The organism is Desulfopila aestuarii DSM 18488, assembly GCF_900143695.1.
Lineage (GTDB): Bacteria > Desulfobacterota > Desulfobulbia > Desulfobulbales > Desulfocapsaceae > Desulfopila > Desulfopila aestuarii.
The window spans coordinates 25897-46292 of sequence record NZ_FRFE01000038.1; the positions used below are offsets into that span (position 1 = coordinate 25897).

Sequence of the window (20396 nt, forward strand, 5' to 3'; positions counted from 1 at the left end):
GATAATAAGGTAAGGCAGTATGAGATTTTAGGTAGTTTTCATCCTAAAATTGCCTCTGGATTGCTTTTCAAGCAAACAACAACTGCTGGTCATCTCGAAAGCATCGCGTTGTACTCATCTTCAAAGAAAAATTTTTCTTCTCCGAAAGCTGGCCGGAGATGATCCAGCCACGTTGCATCAGGATTATATTCGGCAAAAAACGGTTGCTGCACCCAGGTTGACTTGCGTCCCTGGATAAATCGCAAGACCATGACCTTTTGACCCATTACTTCGGCAATACCCTGCAGTTCGATTTTACCAGGTCCGCAGCTCATGGAAGGTCCACGCACTGTACGAGCCAGGCCGGAGACCTGGCGGAGTGCCTGTCGGTAAATCTCCCAGCATTTCACCAATGGAATTTCAAAGTAGTTGCGGGCGCCGGTATCACGTACAGCAAACATGTAATAAGGGATTATCCCCAGTTGGAGCTGCTTCTGCCACATGATTCGCCATACATCAGGGGCGTCGTTGACGTGAGCGAGGATCGGCGATTGAGAGCGTAATATCACTCCGGCAGATCTGAGACGTGATATTGCCTTTTGTACCGGTTCTGTTTCGAGTTCCTGCCAATGGTTGAAATGAACCATGAGTGCCAGCTGTCTGCCCTTTTCTACCACCGTCTCAAATAATCGTAAAAGATCGTCGGCATCACTATCGGTGAGAAACCGGAAAGGCCAGTAGGAAAGTGCCTTGGTGCCGATCCGGATATTTTGGATGTGGGAAAACTCTTCACGTAACAAGGGTGTCAGGTATCGTGCCAGGAGGCTGGTCTTCATTACCAGAGGATCTCCACCGGTTACCAGCAGATCAGTGACCTCCGGTTGTGATTGTAAGTACGCGTAAAGTGCATCGGAATTCGAGGCGGCTATGCGCAACTCTTTCTCCCTGACAAACTGGGGCCAGCGAAAACAGAAGGTACAATAGGTGAAACAGCTCTGGCCTTGTCGTGGAAAGAAGAGAACAGTTTCCCGGTATTTATGTTGCACACCTTCTATGGGGCGGGCATCGAGCTTTGGCACATTGAGCGTCTGCTGACCGGCGGGATGAGGATTGAGTTCTTTGTGAATCTTCGTTGCCGCTGCTCGTCTTTGATCCGAAGGGGCATTTTCCTTAAGGAGGGTGGCGAATTCATGGAAATGTCGGGACGAGAGCATTCCTGGCTGAGGGAAACTGATTTGATATATCGGATCCAGGGGGATGTTGTTCCAATCGATAAGCTGTTCGATCACATAGGTGTTGACGCGAAACGGGAGGACGTTGGCAACAACTTTGATGGCAAACCGGTCGGCCTCGCTTAACCGTCGCAATTGCTGAATCTGGTCGATATCCTTGATGCCATATGCTTGAAATTTCATAGGGAGCCTCCTGCTTCGGTGGCTGAGATGAGGAGCTGAGAGCTGCAAATTTCCTTTGCGAAACGGCAAAGTCCTATATTCAATCCTATCTATTTTGTGCAGCGTATGCAACCGGCTGGGAAATGAGCGATCGGGTATGGGGTGCAGGACACACGTTGAGCCACTCAATTTTGAATAGCGATCTTTACACAATCTTTATCTGACCTTTATCCTCTGGTTACTTGCGGGGCATACATTTCTTTTCAGACAGAGTGAGCCATTTGCAAAATGGTCTTTTCGTCCAAACTCGGCGTTATGCTTAAAAAATATATAATTGGAATATTATGCATATACCTGGACTCTGAACGAAAATACTCATTTTGAATAAGGCTCAGAGTGATAATGCGTTTTTGCTTCATCACTCACCAACTTCATCATCAGTGATATGGAGGAGATTATGAAAAAGAATGGTATGCGCACCCTGGTATTTCTATTGTTGAGTGTCGTTTTTTCAGCAGGACAGGCAATGGCTGGAAAAGTATATGTGACCGTGAAAAACCTGACGAATGGACTGTATTTCACGCCACTTCTGATCACTGCCCATGATTATGAAACCCGGCTGTTTGAGTTGGGTAGTCCGGCTTCTTTTGCTTTACAGAACATGGCTGAGGGGGGAAATATTACCTTGCTGACCGAGATGGTCGGCGGTGAAGACCGGGATACTATCGTCAACCCGGCAGGGGGCCTTTTAGGGCCCGGTGAAATCCTTGACAATGTAGAACTCAATCCTGGCAAAACAAATGACTATCTTTCGCTGACCGCCATGCTGCTGCCCACCAATGACGGCTTTGTCGGTGCTGATTCTTTACCTATTCCGAATCGCCCCGGCATCTACAGCTATTTTCTCTACGGGTATGATGCGGGCACTGAGGCTAACGATGAGCTGATAACCGGTGGTGGTGCACCCGGTGCTCCCGGAATTCCTGCCGCTCCCGGAGGGGATGGTGGAACCGGTGGAACGGGCGTTTCAAGCTATGACACCAACACAACCGTACATATCCACAGGGGGACGATCGGCGATCTCGATCCTTCAGGCGGTATAAGCGATTTGGACAGTTCCATCCATCGCTGGCTGAATCCCGTTGCAGAACTGATTATCGAGGTGCGAGGGCGGGAACGATAAAGTAATCTTGAAAAATTGGTATTGATCTGCCGCCTCTCCGCCGTTAGTTGCGGAGAGGCTTTTTCGTCGGCTTTTTCAGAAAGACCTACTCTGCCATAATCTCTTTTTTGGAAACGGCTTCCGCTTTGATCCTATCGAGCAGTTCTGCGAGCACGGGCTTAATGTTTTCCCGGATATCACCCGCCACAATGATGAACAGCAGGTCATCTCCCGGCTGGAATTTGCCGGAAAGTGCTTCGATAACGATTTCCCATATGCCCTCGCGCTGAAGGTACTCTTGCCGGATTTGCTCGATTTTGGCCAAATCTGGTGTAACTTCCAACGCGACGACCTTGGCGTGATCTTTACGCGACCAGTTGCGCACAACTCCATTGTGGATGAGTATCATCCCGACATTATCGCGAAAATCAGGGCGCTGCTTGAGCTCCTGAATTTTTTTTGAGATATCCATAGAGACTCCTGTTTGTTGTTGAGGTCATTATGACAGCCTGTTTCAGCAGGGTCAGTGTAGCCAGCTTTTCGAAAACATGCCGTGGAAAAATGAAGAAAAGCGAAAAGAGGTTGGATCGGTTGGGTATTGTCGTTGGTGATCTGAGCCTCTTGTAAAATGGTCTTTTCTTCCAAATTCGTCGGTATGATCAAAACGTTATCCGCGGAATATTTTGTCTATGCCTGTGGTAAAATAATTCGTATGTCTTTATTTTGAACAAAAAACCTCGTTTTGCAAAAGGCTTAGCGTTATGTATAAAAACCCTGTAGTGGGCGGATGTTGTCAAAAGATCCATGAGACGAGCAAATATCAACCTGTGAGCAGATAATGTCGCGACACTTTTCCTCTTTCCTGCGGGTCTTTGGGCCTTTTGCCGCCGGTTATTTTCTCTCGTATCTCTTTCGGGTTGTCAATGCGGTAATCGCCCCTGATCTGATCCATGATATTGGGGCGAGTTCTTCCCAGCTGGGAATGCTTACTGCCACCTACTTTCTCACCTTTGCTGCCTTTCAGTTGCCATTAGGTATTCTGCTGGACAGATTTGGGCCAAGGCGGGTCGAGGCGATGCTATTGGTTGTGGCAGCTTTTGGGGCGTTTGTCTTTTCCAGGGCGGAGACTATTTGGGGGCTGGTGTGCGGTCGAGCGCTGATCGGGTTTGGGGTTTCGGCCTGTCTCATGGCGGCGTTTAAGGCCTATACCATGTGGTTTTCCCGGGAGCGATGGCCACTTATCAACGGTTTCCAGATGGCGGCTGGTGGTCTTGGCGCTCTTGCCGCTACCACTCCGGTGGAGATGATTCTCCACTACACGGATTGGCGTGGATTGTTTGCTGGCCTTGCCGCACTCTCCCTCATTATCAGTGGGTTGATCGTGACCCTGGTGCCGGAAAAGGAAATAGCGTCGGTGGGGGACACCGATCTGCGAGCACAACTTGGCTCGGTCTGGGAGATTTTCACAAACCGTGATTTTTTGAGGATTGCACCACTCGCCACCTCATCCCAGGCCACCTTTCTGTCGATTCAGGGGTTGTGGGCCGGGCCCTGGCTCACCCATGTGGCCGGGTATGATCGGGCAGCAGTGGCCAATATCCTCTTCCTGGTGGCACTGGCCATGGTTGGTGGATTTATCGTTATGGGCAGTCTTGCAGCCCGGCTGGCCCGTGCAGGAATTAAGGTGGCCACCACCGCTGTGGTCGGTATGACTTTGTTCATGCTGTTTCAGCTGGCACTTGTGACCAATCCTGATCACTTCATAACTCTAATCTGGATCGGCTTCGGATTTTTCGGTACCTCCGGTATCATCTCCTATGCGGCACTCAATCACAGTTTCCCGGTACATCTGGCCGGTCGGGTCTCCACTGCCATCAATCTGCTGGTATTCGTGGCCGCCTTTGGCGGGCAGTGGTTTATCGGCTGGCTGATCGACCTTCTCTCTCCTGTTGGAGGTCAGCCTGCAGCTCCCGGTTTCAACTGGGCCTTCGGGTTGTTGCTGGCAGCGGAACTGCTCAGTTTGTTGTGGTACCTGTTTGGCCCGGTGAATAAGGAGCGGGTGGGTTCAGTCTGAGTCGCGAGTTTTCTCGAAATCTTCAAGTGCTGTTACAAACATCATGAACAGAGATCTGTGCGTCTGCTTTTGCCTATCCTCTTGATGCAACTCTTGCAAGTTGACACAAAAGTGTGTACCGGTTGAAGAAGGTCAGAGAGGGTCATTAAAATCTCATCATGGTGTAATTCAAGTGGTACGCGATTCAGTTGGATAATTCTGCTAGAGCTGTTTCTCCTAACTTATCCATTTCAGGATGACGCAGAATCTGGACGACGGAACGGAAATAATAATCTACCGACGACAAAACCCAAGGCAGGAGGTGCAATGGTAACTTCAGTTATTCTCATCAAGGTCGAACGCAAGAAGATCAATGAGGTGGCAGAGCAGTTGGCGGAGATGCCGGGTATTTCCGAGAGCTATTCTGTCAGCGGCAAATACGATATCGTGGCCATAGCCCGGGTGGCCAATAATGAGGAACTGGCCGAGCTGGTCACCAAGAAGATGCTCGCCATTGACGCCATCCAGAAAACCGAGACCATGCTCGCCTACAAGGCCTATTCGCGACACGATCTTGAGGCGATGTTTAATATCGGCATGTAGAGTGGCGGAGACTGCGATCCACAAGGTGGCTTGCTGTGCAAAAAACGATCTGGCCAAAAAGACCAGGAGGGTCGAAACCGCTTACCGGTTTACCCGTGAGTTTGCTTTGACCAGGATAGATCAAGATGAAATAGATAGGTCTGAACAAAATATCAGCGATCCATCACGCCAATGTATAACCTTGCAACTGATACAATTCCTTCCTTCCTGCCGGTTCTGGAGGAGGTGCAGTTACGATCCTGGTTTTCCCGGGCAACACTTGACGAAGGGCTGGGGCTCATTCGCCAGGGCCGGATCAGTGCTTTCCATGTGCTCCGAGGGTGTGTGGGGGCCTGTATCGACCTTGAGGCATCCGTGACCCTGCAGTTTGAACCAAGTGCCAAACTTTCACAGGGGTTTGTTCTTCGCAACAATTATTGCGGCCTTTGTGGTGCTGGCGCCCAGCGAAAACGGTGTCCGCACATGGCGGCTGTTGCCATTCTTAGTCTGATCGCCCCCTGGGGGCAGTCGCAGCCGAGGCCCGTTTCGCTGGTGTATAATGACAGCTTTTGGGCAAAAATCGGGGAATTCTTTTACGATTGGCTGAGCCGGGGCAAATACACGATGCGCTGCGAGAAGCAGGAAACGTCATGGTTTTGGCAAGTTGAGGCTGCAGATGGCAGATTTGCGGTGCATATGCCTCTCTCATGGCAGCTATTAGGCGAGGAGCTGTTCCCAGGTGATATGGAAAATGACGAGGCGGCCGTCGGCAAAGCGAGTGTGGCACGGTTGATCGGTGAGTTGCAGGTCTTGACCATGACAGCCGGTGAACGCCAGCTCCAGAATGCGGGTAGCGTCAGTGTGGGCTGGAAGCGGGACAACTCATTCTGGAGCTGGCTGGCCCGGATGCTTTTTGTTGGCCATGGCGGTGCGGTTCCGGAATTGTCGAAAGACCCTGTCGATTCACGTTTTTTCCTCAAGCTGGGCAAGGCTGGTGAGCCGGGGAGCTTTTCGCTGGAGCTGCCGCAGGACAGGACCTGGGAGGTTGTGAAGAACATACCTTATGATGAAGAGACGGTGCGAATTTTGCCGGTTGCCAGTGAATGTTATCATGTCTTTTTCAACGAGGAAAACTGTGTGGAGGTAGTTCCTTCACTACGTTTACAAGATGGCAGGGTACTCGACCGGCAGGAACAGTCAGGAAGCCGTTTTGGTGGTGCTTGGTATCTGGAAGGTGAAGGATTCTTGCCTATTTCCCGGTTGTCGGCTGAGGGGCAGTTTCGCAATCCGTGCCGGCGGACGACCTCGCTTTCCCTTCTTGGTTTCCTCCATGCGGAAGAACAGAAGGATATTCCCTTTACCGTGGTGCCTAATGACCTTGCGGCCTTTCTTCGCGAAAATGAAAAGCCGTTGCATTTTGTCGATAATATTGTCGAATCTCAGTTGCTGGAACTGGAAATCCGTGATTTCCCCGATCGGTTGATCATTGACTCTTTTAGAGAAGAGGGCGACAGCATCAACCTCTCATGCCGGTATGGTCTGGGGACTGCCACCATTTCGCTGGGCCAGATTCAAGCTGCCTGCAAGCGGAAGCTCAGCTGCCTGCCGGGGCGCCTGTGGCTCAATCTCAATGGAACCCCTTTGTCCTGGTTCTATGAGCTGGTCGAAGAGCGCCATGATGCGGGTGGTGACCGGATACGGTTGAGCTATCTGGAATTATTCAGGCTCACGGCCCTGATTCCCAAGGTCGATGTTACGGTAAAGGAGGAATATGTTAAAAAACAGATAACCGAGATGCTTGATGCGGAACGCTGGGCGGACGGCAGCATGTTGTCGCGGATTCCTAGGCATCTCCGGGATTATCAGAGTAACGGCCTGGCCTGGCTGTTGCGGCTTGTCCGGTTCGGGATCGGCGGGCTGCTCGCCGACGATATGGGACTTGGCAAGACCCACCAGGGGCTGGCGTTGATGCAGCTTCTCCTGGAAGATAACCGGAAGAGTTCGATCCTGGTTGTCTGCCCTGCCTCAGTTGTGCTGCACTGGGCGGAAAAAATCGATACCTTCTATCCGGGGCTCGATTATGATGTTTATTATGGTCCGAACCGGGATCTTGAAAAGGCTCGGCCCCACAACGTCATTATCACCACCTATGGGGTGGTGCGGCAGGATTCTGACCGGTTGCAGACCCTAGTGTTCGATGTGATGCTGCTGGATGAAATCCAACAGGTGAAGAACCACACCACTGCCATCCATCAGGCGGTTGCCGGGCTGAACAGCCGGGTCAAGATCGGTCTGACCGGAACCCCGGTTGAAAATTCGCTGCAGGATCTGCGGTCGCTCTTTGCCATTTGTCTGCCGGGACTCTTGGGCAGTGAGCGGCAGTTTGCCCGGCAGTATGTGCAGCCGATAACCGAGAGGGGCAGCAGCGAGGTGCGAGAGCGCCTTAGTCGCCTGATTCATCCGTTCATCCTGCGGCGAACCCGGTCGCAGGTGTTGCAGGAGCTGCCCGACGTCATTGAGGATAATCGTCGATGTGCTTTGAGTGCTGATCAGATTATTCTCTATAAGGAAGTTCTGGATAGCAAGGCGGGGGAGTTTGCGGGATTGTCGGATGACATGGTGGCAATTCCCTATATGCATATCCTGGCCGCCATTACCCGCCTCAAGCAGATCTGTTGTCACCCGTGTCTCATTGCAGGAGGCAGCGACCCAGCTCAATACAACTGCGGGAAATGGGACCTGTTTGTCGAGCTGAGTGAGGAGTTGCTGGGGGCGGAAATGAAATTTGTCGTCTTCAGCCAGTATCTTGGGATGCTGGATTTGATCGAAGACTATTTCCGTAAAGAGGGAATCGGAGTCGCCCGGTTGCGAGGCGATATGTCTGCCAACAAACGGCAGCGAATGATCGAGACCTTCAATACCGATCCCGACAGCCGGGTCTTCTGTGCCAGCCTTCTGGCCGGCGGGGTCGGGATCGATCTGACCGGTGCCCAGGCGGTGATCCATTATGACCGTTGGTGGAATCCCGCCAAAGAAGAGCAGGCCACCGCCCGGGTTCATCGCATGGGCCAGAGGAAGGTGGTGCAGGTGTTTCGCCTGATTACGGTCGACACCCTGGAGGAAAAGATTCACCAGTTACTCCAGGAGAAGCGGCAGCTGGCCGAGTCGCTGATTCATGAAGATGAGGCCTGCATCATAAAACAGATGGATCGTGAGCAGCTGGTGGAGCTATTTCGCGTTGCACCCGGCCTCGAATAGTGCGCCATTACTGGGCAGAGAGCTTGGCTGCCATATCCAGAACCCGGTTAAAGCGGATACGCTCTTGTTCAAGGCGGAGATGCGTTCCGAGTCGATTGGTGCACAGCTCGTCATAGAGTTCCTGCTCGGCACTGGTCAACCTCGTAAGCTCTCGCGCCTGCGGCTGTGGTTCCCTGTCCCAGTGTTCCCGGTGGGCGAGAAAGGTTTCCTTGTCCATGAGAAAGGAGGAAACCTGCCGTAAATACGCTCGAAGCTGATCGAGAATGGCGAATCCATGGGTGTCGATATCGCCCCAGTAATGGATTTTTCGACTTTGCAGCCAGTGGGCTTCAGCGAGCATGGCAAAACCATAGCCGGCGCCGAAAATGACCATGCTGTTGCGAGCCCGGGGGAAGGCCAGGAAATTGATCTCGTTTTCGGTGATAAAAACGTGTTTCACAGTAAGGTCGAGAGTAGAAAATGCTTGGTCTGTGAGGGTGATATCCTGAGCATTTTCCCGACCAATGAGGGTTGTAGAAGGGTCGAGCAGGCGAAACCGGATTCGGGAGGGTTTATCGAGAAATCCGTAGCGTTTGCAGAAGCCGGCAACACCGGTTTCCCTTTCATCAATGGCGTCAGGTGCGAGGGTGAGATCCAGCAGCTCAGCCAGTACCCCCCGGTGGCTTTCGATAAACTTGCTGTGCACGCCGGGGATGTCCACCTGACGTAGGTAGATTTGCGGGTGCGGGTGGGCCTTGAGCCAGGCGACCACAGCAAGCAGGTGTTGCCAACTGTCGGCAAGGGCCAGCCCGCGCAATGGCCGCTTTGCCAACCAGGTGATGAGTTGTGGTTGCGCTGCGCGGCTCATGGCGATAATTCCCGCAAAAATGTTGGCATCCTGCTGTCTGCCGATGAGCTTCAGGGCGTCTTCAAGCGTATCGATCCAGATTGCCGCAGGGATAGAGTTGGCACCCAGGGTGCGGTGATTAACGGTGCGCCATTCCAACCGATAATGTCCTACATGTTGATCGAGATCACTGATCCAGCTACGCACTTCGGCGAATCGTTCGGCCATCTCGGCTGACCCCGGTCCTTTCAGAGGAATTCGGCGCGGGAAGATCGATTCATCGTCGGCAAGAGTTGCCAGCAGCAGTCCTTTGTCCCAGAGTTTTTGTACCTGGCGGCGAATATCCGCGGGAGTTGTCCATTTCATGTCCGCAGAGCCTCTTTTTCTGCCCGGTACTCTTCAATGGAAAGGTTGCGTAACACCGATACCTGGCCATCTGCGTTGTGAACAAAACCGACACCGGCGACGAACGGCTCGATGATATGAATTTTCTGCAGCGGCGTGACGATCAAGAGCTGGAGATTCAGCTGGCTGAACAACTTGAGACCATATTGGGCCGACTCGTCGGAGCCGCGACCGAAGGCTTCGTCGATGACCACAAACCGGAAGGTACGCGATCGCACCTCCCCCCATTCCAGACCGAACTGGTAGGCCAGGCTGGCAGCAAGCACGGTATAGGCCAGTTTTTCCTTCTGGCCGCCGGACTTGCCGCCGGAATCGGCATAATGTTCGAACTCACGGTCATCTTCCCGCCAGCGCTCACTGGCCGCAAATGTGAACCAGTTGCGGACATCGGTGACTTTAGCCGTCCAGCGACGGTCCATGTCTGATTGCCCTTCCCGCCCACGGAACCGCTCGATTATCCGTTTCACCTGGAGAAATTTGGCTTCGGAATATTGGGCGTCGTCCGAACCGGTCAGGGCTCCTTCGGTGCAGGCCTTGAGCTCACTGCGAAAATCGCGGATATCGGCATCCGTTGTGGGAGTCGCCTCAAGTACGATATAGCGGCCGGGGTTGTAATCGATCTGGGCCAGTGAGTCGTTGATGCGGCCGATGCGCTCCTTGATGGTTTCCCGCTCCTTGTTCAGCTGCGACTGGAAATTGGCTACTTCCCGGATGGTGTTTTCGTTGAGCAACTCCTTGAACCTGGCCTCGAAACGAGGCAGGTCGTCGGCACGGAGATGACGTAGCATTTCCCGGTATTCTTCGGCCGCTTCCACTGCTACATCAATTTCCTGGGTCTCCAGATGATAGCTGCTACTGTAGCGGCGCATGGCATCGATAATTTTGTCACGGAGTCTTGCAATTTTCTTGTCCTCGGCATCGATGGCGGCCTGTAGCCAGTCACGCATCTGACGCTCCCGGTTGTCGCAGGACTCGACCGTGAGTTGATGCTCGCCCAGGGCCTCAGCGCATAAGGTTTGCAGTTGCGGGAAATATTCGGCAAGGGTGGATGGTACCGCATCATCAACCAGGGCCTGGGTCTCCTGTAGCAGGTTTTGCGCGTCGCTTATCTTCTGTTCGGTTTTCGCGCGAATGTCTCGCTGATTTCTCAGTTTCTCTTCGGTTTCCAGAAGCTTCTGTTCCACCTCACGAAGTTGTTCCGCCAAAACCTTCAGGATGTCGGAAGCGCTCTCCAATCGCTTGCGCTCATCCTCCAGCCGGCCAATCTTGACGGTCAGGGGCTGCCAGTCGAGTTCGGTGAAATCGTCATAGGTTTCCAGTCGTATAAAAACATTCAGCCGCTCTTTTATCTCCAGCTGCCGGGTCTGGAGGCTGGCTATTTCTGAAGCGGTATTGGCGATTTTCCCCTGAATGAGGCGTGACTTCTCTTCCAGGGTCCTGATCTTCGCCTCATTGGACCAGCCCAGTACATAGCGGCTACGGTCTTCGATACGGTGGCGGTCATCTTTTTCATGCCGTTCGCCCGGTGCTTTCATCTGACCGGAGCGGGTAATAGCCCGGGTCTCACGGCGAAATTGATCCTGGCTGGTGCAGCAGACCACATCAAAGCGCCGGAAAATCTCGTTTTCCAGCCAATCATAGAGTCTGGACTCAGGTTTGACGGCGATCTTATGGAGCAGGCTCTCAGGGTGCGGTTCCGGTAATACCATGTTTTTCCTGGAGCGTACCCGGTAATAGACCAGCCGTCCTTTCAGGTTGTTGTTGTCCACCCATTCAGCCACCTTGCGGTAATGTTCGTCTGGCACCAGCAATGAAAGGCCGAAGCTACGCAACAGCCGCTCGATAGCACCCTCCCAGTCCCGTTCATCATCGCGGACCTGGATCAGCTCACCGGCAAAAGGCATATCCTCTTCCGTGAGGCCCAGCCCATGGCACAGGGCGCGGCGGATGGCTATCTGTTTTTCTTCAATATTGCTGCGGCGAGCTTTGAGGCTGATGAGTTCGGCTTCGAGCCCCGCATGATCTTCCCTTTGACGGGCAAATTCCACCTCGATTTCATTACGACGATTCTGGATGGCGGCCTCTTCTGCCTCGGTTTTTTCCAGCAGGAGATCGCATTTTTGCCTGAGAACTAGAAATGCCCCGACACTGTCTGCCGGATGCAGACCAAGAGGTTTCAACAGGTCTGTATATTGCTCGGCTTTTCGTTGTTTTCGTTGTTGTTCGACAAGGCAGCTCCGGATCTCCTCTTCGATACGTTCAATGCGGTCGCCGCCGTTTTCCGCGATACTGCGCCGGAGTTCCCGGTCCTTGGACTGCAGTTGGCGTCGCTGCTCGGTGAGAGCATCAATGCGGACGGTGTGGCGTTGAAACTCCTCAGAAAGTTTTTGCAGCCGTTTTGTCAGAAGGTCAAGTTTGAGCCCGCCAAACCATGGTCGTAACGCTTGCCTACAGCTACGCAAACCCTCTGCATCAATTACCAACTGCTGGTGTCGGTCGCAGTCGGCGACCAGCGGCTCCAGTAGTTCCATCTGATTCTTGGCTTTCAACACTGCTTCGTGGGCTCGGTTAAGATCGTCGAAATGGCCTATCAATTCCTCGATGCGGGGTGTGACCGCAAAGGGCTCGAGCATATGGGTGCGAACAAAGCCGGTAAGGTTGCCCACCGACTTAAGCGATACGGTTTGATGGAAAAGCTCCAGAGCCTGTTCGTTTTCAATGCCGAATCGTCGTCTGAACCAGGCGCCGTAGGGCGGAAAACTCTCAAACAGGTTGACCCCTTCTGCTCGCAGTCGTTTACGAAGTACGCCGATTTCGCCGCCGAATCCACTGAAATCCTTGGTGATGACAAGTTCTTTCTCGCAAGCGGCATAGAAGCGGGCGGGCTGGCTTTGAGGATCGCTGGTCCAGAACACCTGGGCCAGGGAAACGGTTTTGCCAAAACCGGCGTTGTGAAAAACCCCGAGAATGACCGAATAACTGCTGTTGTCCCGGAGCGCCACCGGTTTGGCGCTGGCACTGGTGTCGGATCTCTCAGATTTGTAATAGCCCTGGACATAAGAGCGGAGCGTTCTCTCCCGGCTCTCACCACCCGCTGCCTTGTTATAGGCGACCTGGTGGGCCGGTACCAGCAGAGTGGTTACGGCATCGACCAGGGTTGATTTGCCGGAGCCGATATCCCCGGTGAGCAGGCAGTTCTTGCCGCCAAGGTTCAGCACCCACACCTGCTGGTCGAAGGTCCCCCAGTTGAACACTTCCAGCCGTTGCAGACGAAAACCGGCTAGCCGGTCGTCACCGACAAAATCGAGGCGTAACGGTTCAGCCATTGGCCTTCTCTCCCTTTTGCCGGAGTTCCTGCTGATACTCCCCTAGCCGTTGGTCAAACTCAGCCAGCCATTGACCATCGACAAAGGCCTTAAGAATGCGACGCACTTCAAAGAGCTGTTGCTGGCCCTTTAATGGGCGAACAAATCCGATTTTCACCACTTTGTTGATATGGGCATCTATCTGATCGATCAGCCTGGCCTCATTGCTGCCGGCGGGCAAAAAGACCCGGAAGAGCTCAACGATTTCGTCGAGGGAGAGAATCAGGCGGGTGTCGCCACCAGCGGCGTCGAATTCCGCGAGTTTTTTTCGCAGCAGGGCCAGCAGCAGACTCACCGGATAGGCGAGTTGCTGACGCCGCACCAGACGCGGCAGAACTACTGTTCCGTCTTCGCTTTCATGTTGACGCGATTGGAGAAAGCCATAGCCTTCCGCTTCATCCAGCACCAGTTCCAGCCCTATCACCGCCAGATAATCGCGCACCTGCGGCTGTAACGCTATGAGGGCGTTCCATATTTCTCCCCGTTCGTCGCGATACACCACTCCTTGTAAAAGAGCGATCACAACGATGGAAAGATCGCCAGGTTGTTCAGTGGTTCCGATGTTTGCAGAATGTTCATTCATGCTGGTTTTCCCAAAAAAAAAAATCGGTTTTCAGTAATTCATTGTGGCCGCGGGCTCTGTTTATGCCTTACCGGTTGGTGTGAAAAGAATGCGTGCAACTCCGGCACGACGGCGGGTACCTTCCTTTGTGGTCCATTCAATGGTGTCGACTACTGTTTCGTCGATGACGGTGTTGGGCCTTTCACTTGCCAGCTGGAGGTAGGCCAGCAGCTCTGCCAACCCAAGTTGCAGAGGGTGTAGAGAGATAAGTTCGGCCAGGCTGATCTGGGCGCGTGATTGCAGAGCCTGGCGAATGTGGCGGGCAAGTTCGGCTCGATTGACCATCGCCTGGGCGTAGAGGGCAGCGGTATCCATTTCGGCCTCGCCTTCCTTGAGTGTGATATCGGTAATGTGCAGCTTTGGGGAAGGTATGAAGAGCGGTCGTTCAAACGGCAGCTCAACGGTTGCGCTAAACTCATTTATCTCCATAAAATTTCCGGAAGGTGCTGCTTCGCGTACGCCGATGGCCTTGGACTCGATTTCGTGGAGGAGTTCCATGATCCGGCGATTTTCCAACCAGGCCTGATCGTCGAGAAAGCGGCGTAGTTGTTGTGAAAGGCGGGCAACGGTGCGCTGGGTATGCTCCCCAGCTTCCAGCCAGTCGTAATGTACTCGCCGCAGCCGCGGATCGGGCGCCATTGAGGTAACGGGTTCCAGAGCCAACACCTGTTCGAGTAAGTCTGTTAGTTCCTCCTGCCGGGTCTGGGACATGAGAAAATCCCAGAAAGCCCGGAAACTTTTGCCCTGGTCCGAATCGGCGATGGCGTCGCGCCGGCCCATGATTTCCTGCAGCAGTTCCCCTTTCCTGCCGTCCCATAGGGCAATGCGCTCCCGCACCTGGCGGTCAAGCGTGCGGAAATTGTGTTCCACTTCACGAAAATCGGCAAGAAGTTCACGTGCCAATTGCAGAAATTGCTGGAACCGGTCCTTGACCGCGGTTTCGTCAAGAAGGGAGATATCACCGGCCTCGATTCGCTCAATTTCACGGTTGATCCCGTCTCGCCGTTTCTGTAACTCACTGATGCGCACTTTGGGATCGGTTTCGCTCCCTTCCGCTATCTGGCGAAGCAGGGCAAAAAGGGTCAGCAGTCGCGACTCCGTGCCGACAAAAGAGCGTTCGGCAAGGCTCTCCAGCCAGGAGATGGCTTTCTCACTGGCCGAGGTCAGGTCGAAGTGGGGCTCGTCCACCCCGGGCGGGTAATATTTCCTGAGCCATCCCTTACTGTTGTCCGCCCAGTCGTTCAGGTACTCCTGGGCTGAACGGGGGAATGCCCCTGAACCGTAGGCTTCACGTAAGAGAAACAGTTCGTCTTCCAAGGACTCGGCCAGGTCGGCCAGCGCCAGTACCCGGATATTCGGTTTGATAAAAACCCGGTGCAGAAAGGTGGCTACCAGCGGAGCGTGATCGGAACAGAGCAGCCGCCAGGCGGGGTGATTCTTACGCAGCAGCTCAATGGTCTGGTAATCAAAGGGCATGATGTCTGGTGTTGGGTTGCCGCTTTTTCAGTTGTACCGTTCCGGATTTTTTTCCAGATCGTTCAGCACTTCCATGAGACGTCGCTTGGCCTTGTGTTCTTTTCGTATCTGTTGGAGCAGGGTTGTCCATGTGTCGTCCTTACCGAGTTTTTCATATAATCGTTGCATTTTTCGGAGGTAGCCGGCAGCTCCCGGGTAGGAGCTTGGCTTGACTTCGTCAATGAGTCGCTGGGCACCCGTTCGCCAGATTTGCAATGTGAGATCCGGATGGGTTTCCTGTACTGCATTGGCCAGCTCATTGTCTAGCTGGGTGTTTCGGTATCTTCCTGCCTTTAACAGTTCTCGATAGAGAGCAACGGCGTCGTCATAGCGCTCTTCCAGGAGAGCTATTTGAATACGTAACGCCAGGGATTCATTTTTCTGAGGTTTGTCGTTCTTCGTCAGCCGTCGTGGCCCTGTCTCAGGTTCGGGAAGGGGCCAGGTTGCGGTACTGCCCTTACTGCCGGCTGGAGCTGTACCGTTCTCCAGATAGGTAAGCAGTGCAGTGCGGATTGCAGGCCAGAGGCCGATGTGTTGGGCAACTTCAGCTACATTTCGATAGGTTTCCCGTGACGGGTGGCGGACATAGTTCTCAACGAGGTACGCTGCAACCAGTTTGAAGTTTTTCTCCTCTTCCGCCATTTGGCATAATCGACGCTGCAGGTTGTCGGCAAGACCCGACAAATCCTTATGCGTCTGTTTGTGTCCTTCAATGCACCATGCCCGGGCTCTTTCCCGATCACCCTGCTGCAGGAGAGCATCGACTAGTTGGGTATAACATTGACAATACTTAACTTCTTTTTCCAGCAAGGGAATGATCTTTTTTTCATTGCCGCTGAAGCTATAGGCATTCAAGAGCTGGTCCATGACCGCTTTTCGTCGGAAGGTATCAATGAATGAGGAGGATTTCGGCTTGGCCATTTCGGCAAGTTGCATCTCGAGAGCGTCAGCGACGACCTGCCAGTCGGCGGTGGTATATATCGGATTGTCAAAGATTATGGCTGGATCGCCTAAAATGTCATACTCATCTTTCAATTGCCGGTCGAAATACCACAATAGCTGCTCCGGTTGCGGAATTGAGGATCTGGGCAGGGCTTCACAAACCACTTCGAGGCAGGCACTGATAGCCGCGGCTGTTTCGCCTTCGTCATGAGACTGCCCCACCTGATAATGGCCTTCCTCAAAGAGCTGTTCACCCAATTTGACGACCTCATCGGCATATCCGGAGGCAAGCAGGTTACGTAGCTGCTCCTGAACATGGGAGTAATCTGGTAGATTCCCTTCGTCATTCCAGTGGCTGCGCCAGGCATCTTCTTCGGTGAGGTCCCGGATTTCTCGACGCAATTCGCGAACGAGTGTATCTATCTGACCATCACTTAACAGTGCAGATTTATGGATTTCACCGGCAATTTCCGGGTGTCGAAGAGCAAAGGCCACGAGCATCTCCTGCAGTTCATCTCGGTTTTTTTCTGCCAGAAAAGTGCGGATATGCTGTTCAGTGTCACCTGATTCCGTATCTTCATCGAACTCTTTTTCGTAAAAAAGGTCTTGGTAAAGATCATCATCCTGATCAAGGAGGGGGATTTCTTCGTTGGCGAGCTGCAGCTCACTGGCTTTCAGCACCACTGCTACCACATGCTTGCACAGTCCCTGATATGGGCAGGAGCAGAAGTAATCCAGAGCTCCATTGTCGCTGGGCTGAACCGAAGTAGTATAGCGTCGATTTCCTGTGACCCAGGCCACCAGCGAACCGTCTTCGATTCTCGAAAGATGGGAAACCCGATGGGTGTACTTCCTGCCACGGTTAAATATGGTATCTCCGACCATATTGCGGAGGTCGTCTGGCTCGATTGAATATGTCATACTATCTCGATTCTTCAGGTATAGGTGAAAGCCAGAAAAGAAGGATTCATTTTCTACAGCTTCATACTCAGCGTCAGCGGCTTTTTGTAGTTCAAGAGAAATGCGCAGGCTTCCTCGATCTCGGTCATCTCGACGGAGAGGGGCTGACCTCTCAGGCTCTGGATGAACAGGGTATCGCTGCGGGGGATTGCTCCAATAACCCTTTTCGGGTCGAGGCTTTCGGCCATCACTTGCCGCACATCGTCCTCAACTTTGTTGAGGATGAAATAGGTCTGTACCCCTGCCGCCTCAGCGATTTGACGGGCGCGGCCAGCCATCTGGATCGATTCATAACTGGGGTCGATCACACAGAGAGCCATGTCACAGCCCCGGTCTACCTGACGACCGAAATGTTCGAGCCCAGCTTCGGCGTCGATCAAGATGATCTCGTCTTTGGCTTCGTGTAACCGTGAGAGCACGGCTTTGGAGATGCCACCGATCATGCAGGCGCAGCCCTCGCCAAACTCCTTGATTTTTCCGACTACCAGGAGCTTGATGCCATTTGCTTCTTGCACACAATCCGGAGGCAAATCGTCAACGCTCATGATGTTTTTGAAGAAATCGTCTTCATGGTCCTGATCCTTGGCCTGCTTCAGCTTTTCGCGGGTGCCCTGGCGTCCGCCCATGGCATCCATCATGATTTCTGGCTGTTTTGCACCAAGCAATCGGTGGAGGCAGAGGTTGGATTCGTCGGCGTCCACTACCAGTACTCTCTTGCCTGCGTTGGTAAGCGCCTTGGCAAGTAGAACGGTGAGGGTGCTTTTACCGCATCCGCCTTTACCGCAGATCATGATCTTCATAGGTATAACTCCATTGTCGGTGTGTTACGAGAGTGGGGAATATTTTTGTATTCAAGCAAATTCGCTGGCTTTGCGAATCAACGTGCCAGCCGTTAATTGAGTGACTGATTGAATAGTCAAATAGCTGTAACAGGTTTTCTCCCTGCATACTTCAGCTATATTTGACCATGTGCGAGCTGATCTGCCAAGAAGGAAAGCGGGTCTTTGTCATGGAGATGATCTCTCAATTGTCGGGGTGGGAGTTCATAATGAATCCGACGATTTGAAATTCTCAGAAGGGATTCAACAGTGTCAGCAGGTAGTGGTTCGGATGAGAGGGAATGGACTGGTCCTGGTTCATGCTGGCGACGCAGAGGAGTTGCCCAGAAATTGAATAAGGCGTGAACATCGGGTTGTGATCACGCCTTGAATACTTTCGCACGTCGCAGAACGTTTGTCCTTACAGGGTTTCAGCCAGTGCCTTGCCATAATCCTGGCAGGCTTTCAGGCCTTCCTGGGTGGCGATGGTCGCTTCGGTCAGATTAAGTGGCCCGAGGTTAGTCATCTTCATTTTAAAGACATACTCCATGGTGTCAAAAATCATTGGGGCTGATTCTCCGCTGTGAGTATGGGAGCCAAAAGCACCACCGGCAGCACTGGTGAGCTCGGCTTTTTCGGCGAGGAACAAAAACTGCTTCATGCCGCCTGTCATATCCTTATGGTAGGTGGGACAACCAAAGAGATAGGCATCGTAGCCGTTCAGCTCTTCGGCGTTTTCAATTTCAGAGATCTTTTTTATCTCAACAGTGTGCCCAGCGAACCTTACTCCTTCAGCAAGAAAATTGGCCATTTTGCCTGTGTTACCTGTCCTGCTTGCGTACGCAATCAATACCTTTTTCATGTATCGCTCCGTTAATAAATGGTATACGGGTGTCACTTCTCTGGCAGGCGGAATAGCCCGCCCAGCCGCTTCAAGGGATCATTGTGAAACAGTGGTAATGATGTAAAAACTTCCGGCACAACGTTGAGCTTGTGATAGATCAATCAGGAAACGAATGATTGTTGTTATTAATAACGATTATCGTTATTAAGTCAATGGGAAAATAACATTATCAGGAGTTCGTGCAAGGATGTGGATGAAAAAGGAAAGATGGAGGAGCGTTCTGTAAGAGTTTTGTATCCAACAACACCGGTACATTCAAAATTTAATGACTGGTCTTCACTCGTTCTATCCACACCTGCAAAACTAGCTTGTAGAAGGCGAGCTTTACAGGTGAAGAAGTCAAACGTTTCAATGGTCGACCCGAACAATTATCTATGCTGCCCTGTCAGTCATTCCATAAAAAGCGGCCTCATGCTTTCCTCACGCGCCTTCCTCTCTTTATAGGCGACATAGCAGTCGCTCATGATTCTGTTGACCAGTTCAACGGGCAAAAGAATCACAAGATACATGAACATGAGGATGTAATCCGTCAGGCTGAAGGTCAAGTTGAATTCAAAATTGATATCGTACTCATCTTTGGGAATCTGGGATGTATGAGCTGTTTCAGAAATTGATTATTTCATGATGCTCCTCCACTGATAGCTGACAACCTGTCTGCCCTTGTTGTAGAAGATATGTGTTATAGGGACAGTGTTTTTTGCTTGAAATCGATTCACGGACAATTACACAATAGTGCGCATTTTCTGGTCCAGGGTTAGAGCATTTTTTCAACATATTGTTATGTAGAGAAAATATGCGATTTGTGAGGAGCAAAGTGAATAATTGCCCTTGCCTCAGAATGGGGAAGAATCACCCCACTGCATTGATGCTAACCTCGGTAAGCTGTGGCTGGAGTACATAAAATAGATAATGGGGCGGTTTTGCCCTGATGGGGTAAGCTCGCCCCTTCATGGGATGAGCTCAGTTGAATCGGTTTATTTCTTACCAATGAGCCTTTTGCAAAAAGACGTGCAATAACAAAATCAGGGAGCATTTTGATTTGACATGTTGAAATAACATAGCTTCATGGCATTTCCTGGTATAGTTTTGTATCCAGCAAAACCAATCCAAGGAGAATGCCATGAAGCTCATAGACACGATATCATGGTTGATGGGACGTGTCCAAAGAAGTCTATTTCCTCATCTAAACCAATGCTTGCCAACACCGTTAACTGAACAGGAGGAACGATTGGTATCAATTCTGGAACTTGTCCAGGTTGAACGATATGTACCGAAAAATATAACCAATTATCGTTATCCGGGGCGAAAGCCTCTCGACCGGCAGGCTCTGGCCCGAGCGTTTGTGGTAAAAGCGTACTATCGCCTTGCAACAACCAGCGATTTGCGCCGAGCCCTCCTTTCAGCCATGAATTTACGGCGGATATGCGGGTTTATACATGCTGATGATGTCCCGTCGGAATCGACATTTTCGCGCGCTTTCAATGAGTTTGCTGCGGGCATCCTTGGCAATCGAGTGCACGATGCGTTGGTAGAGACATATTTGTCGCAGGAACTTGTCGGACATATCAGTCGAGATTCCACGGCGATTCGCGGAAGAGAGAAACCGGCGAA

General features: G+C 52.2%; 15 protein-coding genes. 5 read left to right on the plus strand and 10 right to left on the minus strand.

Annotation, left to right across the window (positions count from 1 at the left end; all coding sequences use genetic code 11):
- Positions 1-89: 89 nt before the first annotated feature.
- Positions 90-1394: a KamA family radical SAM protein gene (locus BUF15_RS23015; protein ID WP_073616207.1), complete on the minus strand. Its 1305-nt coding sequence runs from the start codon at positions 1392-1394 to the stop codon at positions 90-92.
- 436 nt (positions 1395-1830) lie between these two features.
- On the opposite strand from BUF15_RS23015, the gene BUF15_RS23020 reads away from it, so the two are divergent.
- Complete coding sequence (locus BUF15_RS23020) at positions 1831-2556, plus strand: spondin domain-containing protein (protein WP_200802463.1); 726 nt, start codon at positions 1831-1833, stop codon at positions 2554-2556.
- An 85-nt stretch (positions 2557-2641) separates the two neighbouring features.
- On the opposite strand, the gene BUF15_RS23025 is transcribed toward BUF15_RS23020, so the two are convergent.
- A complete protein-coding gene (locus tag BUF15_RS23025; RefSeq protein WP_073616209.1) occupies positions 2642-3007 on the minus strand; it encodes a molybdenum cofactor biosynthesis protein MoaE in 366 nt (121 codons plus the stop codon).
- A 366-nt stretch (positions 3008-3373) separates the two neighbouring features.
- Between BUF15_RS23025 and BUF15_RS23030 the strand changes: the two genes are divergently transcribed.
- From BUF15_RS23030 to BUF15_RS23040, 3 genes are all read left to right on the plus strand, one after another.
- Complete coding sequence (locus BUF15_RS23030; protein WP_073616211.1) at positions 3374-4609, plus strand: MFS transporter; 1236 nt, start codon at positions 3374-3376, stop codon at positions 4607-4609.
- Between the two features lie 306 nt (positions 4610-4915).
- Positions 4916-5191, plus strand: coding sequence for an Lrp/AsnC family transcriptional regulator (locus tag BUF15_RS23035; protein ID WP_073616213.1), 276 nt, complete (start codon positions 4916-4918; stop codon positions 5189-5191).
- Between the two features lie 171 nt (positions 5192-5362).
- Complete coding sequence (locus BUF15_RS23040; protein WP_073616216.1) at positions 5363-8428, plus strand: DEAD/DEAH box helicase; 3066 nt, start codon at positions 5363-5365, stop codon at positions 8426-8428.
- A gap of 7 nt (positions 8429-8435) precedes the next feature.
- Here BUF15_RS23040 and BUF15_RS23045 read toward each other — a convergent pair whose 3' ends face one another.
- The 8 genes from BUF15_RS23045 to BUF15_RS28140 all read right to left on the minus strand — a co-directional run bounded on the left by BUF15_RS23045 (position 8436) and on the right by BUF15_RS28140 (position 19300).
- A complete protein-coding gene (locus BUF15_RS23045) occupies positions 8436-9620 on the minus strand; it encodes a DUF3322 domain-containing protein (RefSeq protein WP_073616218.1) in 1185 nt (394 codons plus the stop codon).
- Positions 9617-12985, minus strand: coding sequence for an ATP-binding protein (locus BUF15_RS23050; protein WP_073616236.1), 3369 nt, complete (start codon positions 12983-12985; stop codon positions 9617-9619). Before BUF15_RS23050 ends, BUF15_RS23045 begins: the two co-directional genes overlap by 4 nt.
- On the minus strand, positions 12978-13607 hold the full coding sequence (locus tag BUF15_RS23055) for a DUF4194 domain-containing protein (RefSeq protein WP_073616238.1): 630 nt from the start codon (positions 13605-13607) through the stop codon (positions 12978-12980). Before BUF15_RS23055 ends, BUF15_RS23050 begins: the two co-directional genes overlap by 8 nt.
- Positions 13608-13667: 60 nt before the next feature.
- Complete coding sequence (locus BUF15_RS23060) at positions 13668-15122, minus strand: DUF3375 domain-containing protein (protein WP_073616241.1); 1455 nt, start codon at positions 15120-15122, stop codon at positions 13668-13670.
- 27 nt (positions 15123-15149) lie between these two features.
- Entirely contained in the window at positions 15150-17024 is a 1875-nt protein-coding gene (locus BUF15_RS23065) for an SWIM zinc finger family protein (protein WP_073616243.1), read from the minus strand.
- Between the two features lie 53 nt (positions 17025-17077).
- A complete protein-coding gene (locus tag BUF15_RS23070) occupies positions 17078-17863 on the minus strand; it encodes an ATP-binding protein (protein ID WP_073616245.1) in 786 nt (261 codons plus the stop codon).
- A 439-nt stretch (positions 17864-18302) separates the two neighbouring features.
- Positions 18303-18743: a flavodoxin domain-containing protein gene (locus BUF15_RS23075; RefSeq protein WP_073616247.1), complete on the minus strand. Its 441-nt coding sequence runs from the start codon at positions 18741-18743 to the stop codon at positions 18303-18305.
- 431 nt (positions 18744-19174) lie between these two features.
- Entirely contained in the window at positions 19175-19300 is a 126-nt protein-coding gene (locus tag BUF15_RS28140; RefSeq protein WP_268753215.1) for a hypothetical protein, read from the minus strand.
- Between the two features lie 713 nt (positions 19301-20013).
- On the opposite strand from BUF15_RS28140, the gene BUF15_RS23080 reads away from it, so the two are divergent.
- A partial coding sequence (locus BUF15_RS23080; protein WP_200802464.1) for a transposase occupies positions 20014-20396 on the plus strand: 383 nt, incomplete at its 3' end.

Excerpts from the sequence above, each read along its gene's own strand:
- BUF15_RS23015 (WP_073616207.1), bottom strand. The coding sequence starts at position 1,394 with ATGAAATTTCAAGCATATGGCATCAAGGATATCGACCAGATTCAGCAA.
- BUF15_RS23020 (WP_200802463.1), top strand. The coding sequence starts at position 1,831 with ATGAAAAAGAATGGTATGCGCACCCTGGTATTTCTATTGTTGAGTGTC.
- BUF15_RS23025 (WP_073616209.1), bottom strand. The coding sequence starts at position 3,007 with ATGGATATCTCAAAAAAAATTCAGGAGCTCAAGCAGCGCCCTGATTTT.
- BUF15_RS23030 (WP_073616211.1), top strand. The coding sequence starts at position 3,374 with ATGTCGCGACACTTTTCCTCTTTCCTGCGGGTCTTTGGGCCTTTTGCC.
- BUF15_RS23035 (WP_073616213.1), top strand. The coding sequence starts at position 4,916 with ATGGTAACTTCAGTTATTCTCATCAAGGTCGAACGCAAGAAGATCAAT.
- BUF15_RS23040 (WP_073616216.1), top strand. The coding sequence starts at position 5,363 with ATGTATAACCTTGCAACTGATACAATTCCTTCCTTCCTGCCGGTTCTG.
- BUF15_RS23045 (WP_073616218.1), bottom strand. The coding sequence starts at position 9,620 with ATGAAATGGACAACTCCCGCGGATATTCGCCGCCAGGTACAAAAACTC.
- BUF15_RS23050 (WP_073616236.1), bottom strand. The coding sequence starts at position 12,985 with ATGGCTGAACCGTTACGCCTCGATTTTGTCGGTGACGACCGGCTAGCC.
- BUF15_RS23055 (WP_073616238.1), bottom strand. The coding sequence starts at position 13,607 with ATGAATGAACATTCTGCAAACATCGGAACCACTGAACAACCTGGCGAT.
- BUF15_RS23060 (WP_073616241.1), bottom strand. The coding sequence starts at position 15,122 with ATGCCCTTTGATTACCAGACCATTGAGCTGCTGCGTAAGAATCACCCC.
- BUF15_RS23065 (WP_073616243.1), bottom strand. The coding sequence starts at position 17,024 with ATGACATATTCAATCGAGCCAGACGACCTCCGCAATATGGTCGGAGAT.
- BUF15_RS23070 (WP_073616245.1), bottom strand. The coding sequence starts at position 17,863 with ATGAAGATCATGATCTGCGGTAAAGGCGGATGCGGTAAAAGCACCCTC.
- BUF15_RS23075 (WP_073616247.1), bottom strand. The coding sequence starts at position 18,743 with ATGAAAAAGGTATTGATTGCGTACGCAAGCAGGACAGGTAACACAGGC.
- BUF15_RS28140 (WP_268753215.1), bottom strand. The coding sequence starts at position 19,300 with ATGTTCATGTATCTTGTGATTCTTTTGCCCGTTGAACTGGTCAACAGA.